Consider the following 12,475-nt stretch of genomic DNA (forward strand, 5'->3'; position numbering starts at 1 on the left):
TGTGGTGGCCGGTCTGGGGATGGTCTCGGACGGCCGGGTCCTTGGTGGTGAAGGCTCCGGTGTTGTTCTGGAGATCGGTCCTGGGGTGGATGGGCTGATGGTGGGGCAGTCGGTGATGGGTCTGGTGCCGGGCTGGGGCCCGGCTGGGATCGTGGATGGCCGTCTGCTCGCGCCGGTTCCGCAGGGCTGGTCCTTCCAGCAGGCCGCGGCGGTGTCGGTCGGGTTCCTGACCGCGTTCTACGCGCTGCGGGATCTGGGCCGGGCCCGTCCTGGCCAGCGGGTGCTGATCCATGCCGGCACCGGTGGTGTGGGTACGGCTGCGGTGCAGTTGGCGAAGGCGTGGGGGTTGGAGGTCTTCGCGACTGCGAGTCCGGCCAAGCAGCATGCGCTGCGGGCGGCTGGTGTGGAGGAGAGCCATATCGCCTCCACTCGTGATCTCGATTTTTGTGAGCGGTTCCTGGGCGTGACCGGTGGTGAGGGCATGGACGTGGTCGTCAATGCTCTGGCTGGGGAGTTCACGGACGCGTCGCTGCGGCTGCTGCCGCGCGGTGGCGGGTTCGTCGAGATGGGCAAGACCGACATCCGCGACGCCGCCGAGGTTGCTGAGGCCTACCCGGGGGTGGTGTACCGGGCGTTCGACCTGATGGACGCGGGTGTGCCGCGGATCGCGGAGATGTTTGCCGAGCTCGGGGCCATGTTCGCGGCTGGGACGCTGGTTCCGCCGCCAGTGACGTGCTTCGAGCTGTCGCAGGCGGTGGCGGCGCTGCGCTACCTCCAGGCGGCCCGGCACCTGGGCAAGGTCGTGGTGAACGTTCCCGCCGAGTGGGACCCGCGGGGCACCGTCCTGGTGACCGGTGGAACCGGGACGCTGGGCGGGGAGTTGGCCCGGCACTTGGCGAGCGTCCGTGGCATGCGGCACGTGGTGCTGATGTCGCGTCGTGGCCCGGCCGCGCCGGGCGTGGCCCGCCTGGTCGCGGAGTTGGCCGGGTCGGGTGCGGAGGTCCGCGTGCAGGCCGGTGATGCCGCCGACCGTGACGGTCTCGCCTCGGTGTTGGCGCGGATCGCGGCCGAGCGGCCGCTGACCGCGGTGGTGCATGCCGCCGGTGTGATCGACGACGCCACCGTGGAGTCGCTGACGCCCGAGCGGATGGCGACGGTCATGGCCGCCAAGGCCGACGCGGCGTGGAACCTGCACGAGTTGACCGAGGACGCGGGCCTGGCCGGCTTCGTGCTGTACTCCTCCGCCGCGGCTGTCATGGGCAGCCCGGGGCAGGGGAGTTACGCCGCCGCCAACGCCTTCCTGGACACGCTGGCTGCCTACCGTCGTGACCGGCACCTGCCAGGCCAGTCGCTGGCCTGGGGTCTGTGGGCCCAGGCGTCGGAGATGACGGGGCACCTGGAGGGCGCGGGTCTGACCCGTCTGCGTCGCGGTGGTGTTCAGCCGATGACGACGGAGCAGGGTCTGGCGCTGTTCGAGGCCGCTGCCGCGCTGGGTACGCCGCTGGCCGTCCCGGCCCGGCTCGACCTGAGCGGGCTGTCCCGTGGAGGACGGCCGGTGCCCGCGCTGCTGCGGGGGCTGGCTACCACTGCCCCGGTTCGCCCGACCGCGGCCGTGGCCGCGGACGCGGGTGGCCTGGCGGCCCGGCTGGCCGCACTGTCTCCCGCCGATGGTGAGCAGGAGGTCCTGGAGATCGTCAGGACTGCCGCGGCCGTTGTCCTGGGCCATGCCCGATCCGGGGACATCGACCCCCAGCGGGCCTTCCGCGAGCTGGGCATCGACTCCCTGACCGCGTTGGAGCTCCGCAACCGGCTCTCGGCCGAGACCGGCCTGAGCCTGCCCGCCACCCTGGTCTTCGACCACCCCGTCCCGCTGGAGCTCGCCCGGCACCTGCACGAGCAGTTGGTACCGCGCCAAGCCGGCGCCATTGAGACTGCCCTGGCAGATCTGGACGGTCTGCGCGCTGTGTTGTCGGCCGTGCCCCTCGACGACGCCGATCGCGGGCGGATCACGGAACAGTTGTATGCCCTCATGGCGGACTGGCGGACACAGGGAACAGAGGCGGAGGACGAGGACGACCTGGACTCGGCCACCAACGAGGATCTGTACCAGATCATCGAACGTGGGTTCGACAAGTAGCTGAATCGTCTGCCGCGAAACAAGGAGTAGCTGAACTTATGTCCGAGGAAGACAAGCTTCGCGATTATCTGAAGCGGGCCATCAACGATGGCCGGCAGCTCCAGAGCCGACTACAGAAGCTCGAGGAGAGCATTCGCGAACCGGTCGCGATCGTGGGCATGGGGTGCCGGTTCCCGGGCGGGGCGGAGGACCCGGAGGCTTTCTGGCAGCTGCTTGCGGGAGGCTCCGACGCGATGTCGGGGTTCCCGGCGGACCGCAGTTGGGAGGCGCCGGGCCCGCTTGCCGGTGATTCCGGTGATTCCGGTGACTCGGGCGCGGGTTATGCCCGGGTGGGTGGCTTCCTGGATGGCGCCGGTGACTTCGATGCGGAGTTCTTCGGGATCAGTCCGCGTGAGGCGTTGGGGATGGACCCGCAGCAGCGGCTGCTGCTGGAGACGTGCTGGGAGGCGCTGGAGGACGCCGGCATCGAGCCGGGTTCGCTGCGAGGCACCGATACCGGTGTCTATGCCGGGGTCATCACGTCCGGGTACCGCGTCGGGGGCCAGGACGGTGCGGGTGGTTATGGACTGACCGGAACCATGGCGAGTGTGGCGTCGGGTCGGGTGGCGTACTCGCTGGGTCTTCAGGGTCCCGCGGTCTCGATCGACACGGCGTGTTCGTCTTCGCTGACGGCGATTCACCTGGCGGCGCAGGCGCTGCGCTCGGGCGAGTGTGGGATCGCGCTGGCCGGCGGCGTCACCGTGATGGCCAGCCCGGGTGCGTTCACGGAGTTCGCGCGGCAGCGGGGGTTGGCTGCCGATGGTCGGTGCAAGCCGTTCGCGGAGGCGGCTGACGGCACCGGTTGGGGTGAGGGTGTCGGTGTCCTGGTGTTGGAGCGGCTGTCGGATGCTCGTGCTCGTGGGCACCGGGTGCTGGCGGTCGTGGCGGGCAGTGCGGTCAACCAGGATGGTGCGAGCAATGGTCTGTCGGCTCCGAATGGTCCGTCGCAGCAGCGGGTGATCCGGGCTGCGCTGGCCAGCGCAGGGCTGCGGCCGAGCGACGTCGACGTTGTGGAGGCGCACGGTACCGGCACCTCGCTCGGTGACCCGATCGAGGCGCAGGCGCTGCTGGCCACCTACGGCCAGGATCGGCCTGATGGCCGGCCGCTGCTGTTGGGTTCGGTGAAGTCGAACATCGGGCACACCCAGGCTGCTGCCGGAGTGGCTGGTGTGATCAAGATGGTGCAGGCGATGCGGCACGGGATGCTGCCCGAGACCCTGCACGTGGACGCCCCGTCCACGCACGTGGATTGGTCGGCCGGTGCGGTGGAGTTGCTGACCGAGCCGCGCGAGTGGCCGGCCGGTTCGGGTCCGCGTCGTGCGGGTGTGTCGGCCTTCGGGATCAGTGGCACCAACGTGCACCTGATCCTTGAGCAGCCCACGCAGGATGTCCCTGCCGTGGATGCTCCTGTTCAGGATGCTCCGGACCCGGTGGGTCCGGTGGCGTGGGTGTTGTCGGCGCGGTCCGGTGCGGCGCTGGCCGCGCAGGCGGGTCGGCTGGCGGAGTTCGTGACGGCGCGTCCGGAGGTGGCGGCCAAGGATCTGGCGTTCTCCCTTGCGGTGACGCGGACCACGGCGTTCTCCCACCGGCTGGCGGTGGTCGGTGACGACCGCGAGCAGCTGGTGGCGGGTCTGACAGCGGCTGCGGCGGGCCGGGAGGCTCCGGGTGTGGTGAGCGGGAGTGTTGGTTCGTTGTCGGGGGTGCGGCCGGTGTTTGTGTTCGCGGGTCAGGGTGCGCAGTGGGTTGGTATGGGTTTGCGGTTGTGGGAGCAGGAGCCGGTGTTCGCGGCGGCGATGGAGCGTTGCGGGCGGGCGTTGGCGCCTTTTGTGGACTGGCGGTTGCGTGAGGTGCTGGGTGAGGGGGAGTTGTTGGGTCGGGTGGATGTGGTTCAGCCTGCGTCGTGGGCGGTGGCGGTGAGTCTGGCGGAGTTGTGGCGGGCGTATGGGGTGGAACCGGTGGCGGTTGCGGGTCACAGTCAGGGCGAGATCGCGGCGGCGTGTGTCGCGGGTGGTTTGTCGTTGGAGGATGGCGCGCGGGTTGTGGCGCTGCGCAGTCGGGCGTTGGCGGAACTGGTCGGGACGGGTGGCATGGTGTCGGTTCCGGTCGGCCTGGACGAGGTGCGGGAGTGGATCTCCGGCTGGGGCGATGACCTGTCGGTTGCGGCGGTGAATGGCCCGCGGCAGGTTGTGGTCGCCGGTGGGGCGCAGGCGTGTGTGGAGTTCACGGACGTGTATGCCGATCGTGGCGCGCGGCGGGTTGCGGTGGATTATGCGTCGCATACGGCGCATGTCGAGGCGGTCAGGGACCGGCTGGCCGAGGATCTGGCTGGGGTGTCGGCGGCCAGTGGCGCGGTGCCGTTCTACTCCACGCTCGAGGCGCGGGTGGTGGATACGGCTGAGTTGGATGGTGGGTACTGGTACCGGAATCTGCGGCGGACGGTGCGTTTCGGTGAGGTGATCGCCGCGCTGGCGGCGGAGGGTCACCGGGTGTTCGTGGAGGTCAGTCCGCATCCGGTGCTGGGTTTGGCGATCGTGCAGGCTGGCGAGGACTTGGTTGCCGTGGGCAGCTTGCAGCGTGGCGAGGGTGGTCGTGGTCGCTGGCTGACCGCGCTGGCCGGTGCCTACACCGCTGGTGTGGAGGTGGACTGGGCTGCGGCAACCGCCGACGAGGGCCGGGCGGTCAAGGTTGATCTGCCGACGTACCCGTTCCAGCGCCAGTGCTACTGGCCGAAGGCCGCGGTGGCTCGGCGTGGGGATGCTGCGTCGGCTGGTCAGCAGCGCTCCGGTCACCCGCTGTTGGCTGCCGAGGTGTGGCTGGCCGAGGGTGATGGGCTGGTCCTGACGGGTCGTCTGTCGGTGTCGGCGATGCCGTGGCTGGCCGATCATGCGGTGCACGGCACGGTGCTGCTGCCTGGTACGGCGTTCGTGGACCTGGCGGTCCACGCAGGCGACCTGGCCGGCTGCGGCCTGCTGGAGGAGCTGACGCTCCAGGAGCCGCTGGTCATTCCTGGCTCCGGTGGCGTGCAGTTGCAGGTCCAGGTGGGTGACAGTGACGGCGACAGTGGCCGGCGCACGGTCATGGTCTCCTCCCGCGAAGGGGAGGGGAGTTGGGTTCGCCACGCCGTCGGCATGCTGGCCCCGGTCGGCAACGAGCCTGCCCCGGCCCCGTTGGCCGTCTGGCCTCCGGAGGGTGCGGAGCAGGTGTCGGTCGATGACGCCTATGAGCGTCTCGCTCAGCGTGGTTACGGTTACGGGCCGGCGTTCCAGGGCCTACGTCAGGTCTGGCAGTCCGGCGACACCGTCTACGCCGAGGTCGAGCTGCCGCAGGCCATCGACACCGACGCGGCCGGGTTCGGCCTGCACCCCGCCCTGCTCGACGCCGCGCTGCACGGTCTCCTGATCGTCGGCACCAGCAATGGCAGTGGCGGGACGGAGCTGCCGTTCGCGTGGTCAGGCGTACAGCTGCTGGCGAGTGGTGCCCGTCACCTGCGGGTGGCGTTCGCTTCCGCGCCGGGTGGCGTCTCGGTGACGGCGTTCGACGGTGTCGGTCAGCCGGTGTTGCAGGCACGGTCGTTGGCGATGCACGAGGCTTCGACCGGTCAGCTCGCTGGTCCGGCCCGTCAGGTCCGGCAGTCGCTGTTCACCGTGGACTGGGTCCCGCTACCGACGCGGGCTTCTGACGCCGCAGTGCAGTGGGCGCGGCACGGCTCCGGGATGGCCCGGGTGGTTGTCGCTGCGATGCCTGCCGCTCCCGCCGGGACGTCGGTGCCGCAGGCGGTCCAGCTGGCTGCCGCGACGGTGCTGGGTTGGGTGCAGGAGTGGCTGGCCGACCCCGCAACCGGCAACGCGCGCTTGGTGATCTGGATTGGCCAGGACCTGGCCGGTGCGGCGGTGACGGGTCTGGTGCGTTCGGCGCAGTCGGAGCACCCGGGTCGTCTGCTGCTGGTCGATGTCGACCCGGCGGCCGGCCTGGACTTCGGTCGCGACGCTGACGTGGAGACCGTTCTGGCCGCGGTGCTGGATTCCGACGAGCCCGAGGTCCGCATCCGCCGCGCCGCTGACGGCGGGGGAGTCGCGGCCTTCGGTCGTCGGCTGGTCCGGGCCGGTGCGTCCGGGGAACTTGTGCTGCCGAGCGGTACGGGCTGGCGGGTCGAGGTGACCCAGCCGGGCGACCTGAGCAGTACCGCGGTGATCGACGCTCCCGAGGCTGTAGCGGAGTTGGAGCCGGGTCAGGTCCGGGTTGGCCTGCGCGCCGCAGGCCTGAACTTCCGCGATGTGGTGGCCGGTCTGGGAATGGTCTCGGACGGTCGGGTCCTGGGCCTGGAGGCTGGCGGGGTCGTGCTCGCGACCGGTCCCGGGGTGGACGGCCTGACGGTCGGTCAGCCGGTGATGGGTCTGGTGCCGGGCTGGGGACCGGTCGGGGTCGTCGACAGCCGCCTGGTGGCCGCCATCCCGCAGGGCTGGTCGTACCAGCAGGCCGCGGCGGTGCCGGTGACGTTCCTGACCGCGTTCTACGCGTTGCGGGATCTGGCCCAGGCCCGTCCCGGCCAGCGGGTGTTGATCCACGCCGGTACGGGTGGAGTTGGCACGGCCGCGGTGCAGCTGGCCAAGGAATGGGGGCTGGAGGTCTTCGCGACCGCGAGCCCGGCCAAGCAGCACGCGCTGCGGGCGGCTGGTGTGGCGGAGAGCCACATCGCCTCCACTCGTGATCTGGACTTCTGTGAGCGGTTCCTGGCCGTGACTGGCGGCGAGGGCATGGACGTGGTCGTCAACGCCCTTGCGGGGGAGTTCACGGACGCGTCGCTGCGGCTGCTGCCGCGCGGTGGCCGGTTCGTCGAGATGGGCAAGACCGACATCCGCGACGCCGTCGAGGTTGCCGAGGCCTACCCCGGGGTTGTCTACCAGGCGTTCGACCTGATGGACGCGGGCGTGCCGCGAGTCGGGGAGATGCTGGCCGAGCTCGGGCCGATGTTCGAGGCCGGGATGCTGAAGCCGCCCGCAGTCACGTGCTTCGAGCTGTCTCAGGCGGTGGCGGCGCTGCGCTACCTCCAGGCGGCTCGGCACCTGGGCAAGGTCGTGGTGAACGTTCCCGCCGAGTGGGACCCGCGGGGCACCGTCCTGGTGACCGGTGGAACCGGCACGCTGGGCGCGGAGTTGGCCCGGCACCTGGTGAATGTTCGAGGCATGCGGCACCTGGTGCTGCTGTCGCGTCGCGGTCCGGCCACGCCGGGAGTCGCCCGCCTGGTCGCCGAGTTGGCGCAGTCGGGTGCGAGCGTGCGGGTGCAGGCCGGCGACGCGGCCGACCGCGAGGGTCTTGCGTCGGTGCTGGCGCGGATCGCGGCTGAGCGGCCGCTGACGGCAGTGGTGCACGCCGCGGGTGTGATCGACGACGCCACCGTGGAGTCGCTGACGCCCGAGCGGATGGCGCCGGTGCTGGCGGCGAAGGTCGACGCGGCGTGGAACCTGCACGAGCTGACCGAGGACGCGGGCCTGGCCGGCTTCGTGCTGTACTCCTCGGCCATGGCCGCCCTGGGCAGCCCGGGGCAGGGGAGCTACGCCGCCGCCAACGCGTTCCTGGACGCCCTCTCGGCCTACCGCCGTGATCGGCACCTGGCCGGCCAGTCGCTGGCCTGGGGCCTGTGGGCCCAGGCCTCGGGGATGACCGGGCACCTGGACGGTGCCGACCTCTCCCGGCTGCGTCGTGGCGGTGTTCAGCCGATGACGACCGAGCAGGGTCTCGGGCTGTTCGACGCCGCCGCCGCCTGGGGTGCGCCGTTGGCCGTCCCGGCCCGGCTGGACCTGGCCGCGTTGTCGCGTGCTGGGGGGCCGGTGACTCCGCTGCTGCGCGGTCTGGTCGCCGGTGCTGTCTCCGTGCGCCGGTCGGCGGCCGTGGCTGCGGTCGTGGGCGGCTTGGGGGCCCGGTTGGCCGCGCTGTCCCCCGCTGATCGTGAGCAGGACGTCCTGGAGATCGTCCGGGCCGCCACCGCCGTCATTCTGGGCCACGCCAGCCCCGGGGACATCGACTCCCAGCGGGCCTTCCGCGAGATGGGCATCGACTCCCTGACCGCGCTGGAGCTCCGCAACCGACTCGCTGCGGAGACGGGCCTCAGCCTGCCCGCCACCCTGGTCTTCGACTACCCCGTCCCCCTGGAACTCGCCCGTTATCTGGTGGCAGAGGCCTGCGGGACCGACGGCGTGGCTGCCGTCTCCGCGGTCCGTGTCGGTACGGATGAGCCGGTGGCGATCGTCGGCATGGGCTGCCGGTTCCCGGGCGGAGCCGACGACCCGGAGGCCTTCTGGCAGTTGATCGCTACCGGGACCGACGCGATGTCGGGCTTCCCGGTGAACCGCGGTTGGGAGACGCCGGGCCTGTCCGAGTCCGGTGAGGCGATCGAGGGTTATGCCCGGGTGGGTGGCTTCCTGGATGGCGCCGGTGACTTCGATGCGGAGTTCTTCGGGATCAGTCCGCGTGAGGCGTTGGGCATGGACCCGCAGCAGCGGCTGCTGCTGGAGACCAGCTGGGAGGCCCTGGAGGACGCGGGCATCACCCCGAGTTCGCTGCGGGGCACCGACACGGGTGTCTACGCGGGCATCATCACGTCGGACTACCGGGTCGGTGAGCAGGACAGCGCGAGCGGCTATGGGCTGACCGGAACCCTGGCGAGTGTGGCGTCGGGGCGGGTGGCGTACTCGTTGGGTCTTCAGGGTCCTGCGGTGTCGGTGGACACGGCGTGTTCGTCCTCGCTGACGGCGATTCACCTGGCGGCGCAGGCGCTGCGCTCAGGCGAGTGCGGGATCGCGCTGGCCGGTGGCGTCATGGTGATGGCCACGCCCGGGACCTACGCGGAGTTCGCGCGGCAGCGCGGCCTTGCTGCTGACGGTCGGTGCAAGCCGTTCGCGGAGGCGGCTGACGGCACCGGTTGGGGTGAGGGTGTCGGTGTCCTGGTGTTGGAGCGGCTGTCGGATGCTCGTGCTCGTGGGCACCGGGTGCTGGCGGTGGTTGCGGGTAGTGCGGTCAACCAGGACGGTGCGAGCAATGGTCTGTCGGCTCCGAATGGTCCGTCGCAGCAGCGGGTGATCCGGGCTGCGCTGGCGAGCGCCGGGCTGCGGCCGAGTGATGTCGATGTGGTGGAGGCTCATGGCACGGGTACGGCGTTGGGTGACCCGATCGAGGCGCAGGCGCTGCTGGCGACTTATGGCCAGGATCGGCCTGAGGGTCGGCCGCTGCTGCTGGGTTCGGTGAAGTCGAACATCGGTCACACGCAGGCTGCGGCTGGTGTGGCTGGTGTGATCAAGATGGTGCAGGCGATGCGCCATGGAGTGTTGCCGCAGACGCTGAATGTGGACGCCCCGTCTTCGCATGTGGACTGGTCGGCCGGTGCGGTGGAGTTGCTGACCGAGCCGCGCGAGTGGCCGGAGGGTACTGGTCCGCGTCGTGCTGGTGTGTCGGGCTTCGGGATCAGTGGCACCAATGTCCACGTCATCCTCGAAGAGCCCGCCGAGGAGGCCGAGGTCCTGGAGGCTCCTGTCCTGCACGGGCCGGAGTCGTCAGCGGGTCCGGTGGCGTGGGTGTTGTCGGCGCGGTCCGGTGCGGCGCTGGCCGCGCAGGCGGGTCGGCTGGCGGAGTTCGTGGCGGCGCGTCCGGAGGTGGCGGCCAAGGATGTGGCGTTCTCCCTTGCGGTGACGCGGACCACGGAATTCTCCCACCGGCTGGCGGTGGTCGGCGACGACCGCGACCAGCTGCTGGCGGGCCTGAACGCTGCCGCCACCGGCGAGGAAGCGCCCGGTGTGGTGTCCGGGAGTGTTGGTTCGTTGTCGGGGTTGCGGCCGGTGTTTGTGTTCGCGGGGCAGGGTGCGCAGTGGGTTGGTATGGGCTTGCGGTTGTGGGAGCAGGAGCCGGTGTTCGCGGCGGCGATGGAGCGTTGCGGGCGGGCGTTGGCGCCTTTTGTGGACTGGCGGTTGCGTGAGGTGCTGGGTGACGCGGGGTTGTTGGGTCGGGTGGATGTGGTTCAGCCTGCGTCGTGGGCGGTGGCGGTGAGTCTGGCGGAGTTGTGGCGGGCGTATGGGGTGGAGCCGGTGGCGGTTGCGGGTCACAGTCAGGGCGAGATCGCCGCGGCGTGCGTGGCCGGTGGTTTGTCGTTGGAGGATGGCGCGCGGGTTGTGGCGCTGCGCAGCCGGGCGTTGGCCGAACTGGCCGGCACGGGTGGCATGGTGTCGGTGCCCGTCTCGCTTGAGGAGGTGCGGGAGTGGGTCTCCGGCTGGGGCGATGACCTGTCGGTTGCGGCGGTGAACGGTCCGCGGCAGGTCGTGGTCGCCGGTGGGGCGCAGGCATGTGGGGAGTTCACGGACGCGTATGCCGATCGTGGCGCGCGGCGGGTCGCGGTGGATTATGCGTCGCATACGGCGCATGTCGAGGCGGTCAGGGAGCGTCTGGCCGAGGATCTGGCTGGGGTGTCGGCGGCCAGTGGCGCGGTGCCGTTCTATTCGACGCTCGAGGCGCGGGTGGTGGATACGGCTGAGTTGGATGGTGGGTACTGGTACCGGAATCTGCGGCGGACGGTGCGTTTCGGTGAGGTGATGGCCGCGCTGGCGGCGGAGGGTCACCGGGTGTTTGTGGAGGTCAGTCCGCATCCGGTGCTGGGTTTGGCGATCGTGCAGGCTGGCGAGGACTTGGTTGCCGTGGGCAGCTTGCAGCGTGGCGAGGGTGGTCGTGGTCGCTGGCTGACCGCGCTGGCCGGTGCTTACACCGCCGGTGTCGAGGTGGACTGGGTCGCGGCAACCGCCGACGAGGGCCGGGCGGTCAAGGTGGGCCTGCCGACCTACCCGTTCCAGCACCAGCACTACTGGCCCAAGCCCCTCACGGGTCGCGGAGACGCGTCGTCGATCGGCTTGCAGCGCGACGCGCACCCGTTGCTGGCGGCGGCGGTGTGGCTGGCCGAGGGCGATGGGCTGGTGCTGACGGGTCGTCTGTCGGTGTCGGCGATGCCGTGGCTGGCCGACCACGCGGTCCACGGCACGGTGCTGCTGCCCGGCACCGCCTTCGTGGACCTGGCGGTCCACGCCGGTGACCTGGTCGGCTGCGGTGTGCTGGAGGAGTTGACCTTGCAGGAGCCGCTGCTCCTGCCCGGCTCCGGTGGCGTGCAGCTACAGGTCCGCGTCACCGATGGCGAGGACGGTCCGCGAACGGTCACGATTTCCTCCCGCGAGGGGGAGGGAGAGTGGGTTCGGCATGCCGTCGGTGTGTTGACTCCCGCTGGCAGCGAGCCCGTTCCGGCCCCGCTGGGCGCCTGGCCGCCGGTCGGTGCGGAGCTGGTGTCGGTCGACAACGCGTACGGGAGCTTTGCTCGGCGTGGTTACGGCTACGGGCCGGCGTTCCAGGGCCTGCGTCAGGTCTGGCGCGCCGGGGACACCGTCTACGTCGAGGCCGAACTGCCCGAGGCCATTGACTCGGACGCGGCCGGGTTCGGCCTGCACCCCGCTCTGCTCGATGCCGCGTTGCACGGTCTGCTGGCCGCCGGTGATGGCAGTGACGGGGGGACGGGTCTGCCGTTCGCCTGGTCGGGCGTTCGGCTGCTGGCCGGTGGCGCCCGCCAGCTGCGGGTCGTCCTGGCGCCCGAGGCGAGTGGCGTCTCGGTGACAGCGTTCGACGGTGTCGGTCAGCCGGTTTTCCAGGCGCGGTCGCTGGTGCTGCGTGAGGCTGCGGTGGGTCAGGTGAGCGGGTCTGATCGTCAGGTGCGGCAGTCGCTGTTCACGGTGGACTGGGTTCCGCTGACGGTGCAGGCTCCGGTCGGCGCGGTGCAGTGGGCGCGGCATGGTTCCGGGATGGCTCCGGTGGTTGTGGCGAGCGTGTCTGCCGCTCCTGCCGGGTGTTCGGCGTCGCAGGTGGCCGAGCAGGCTGCGGTGACGGTGCTGGGTTGGGTGCAGGAGTGGCTGGCCGATCCCGCGACCGACAACGCGCGGCTCGTGGTCTGGACCCAGGGCGCATCCGACGGCCAGGATCTGGCCGGTGCGGCGGTGGCGGGTCTGGTGCGCTCGGCGCAGTCCGAGCACCCGGGTCGTCTGCTGCTGGTCGACGTCGACCCGGCGGCCGGCCTGGACCCGACGCGTGACGCCGACGTGGAGACCGTGCTGGCTGCGGTGCTGGATTCCGATGAGCCCGAGGTCTGTATCCGCTGCGCCGCTGAGGGCGGGGGGATCGCGGCCTTTGGTCGACGGTTGGCCCGCGCCGGTGAGCTGTCTTTGCCGACGGGTTCGGGCTGGCGGGTCGAGGTGACCCGGCCGGGTGACCTGGGCAGTGCGG

Annotated in this window: 2 protein-coding genes; both read left to right on the forward strand. The window is 71.0% G+C overall.

Features of this window, described 5'->3' with window-relative positions; translation table 11 throughout:
• Positions 1-2,137 (forward strand): type I polyketide synthase (locus ABD329_RS46360; RefSeq protein WP_344318084.1); only part of this gene is annotated, 2,137 nt, incomplete at its 5' end.
• Positions 2,138-2,175: 38 nt separating this feature from the next.
• Positions 2,176-12,475: SDR family NAD(P)-dependent oxidoreductase (locus tag ABD329_RS46365; protein WP_344318085.1), on the forward strand; the 10,300-nt coding region annotated here is incomplete at its 3' end.

Source organism: Streptomyces javensis (genome assembly GCF_039525925.1).
In the GTDB taxonomy this organism is placed as follows: Bacteria; Actinomycetota; Actinomycetes; order Streptomycetales; family Streptomycetaceae; genus Streptomyces; species Streptomyces asiaticus.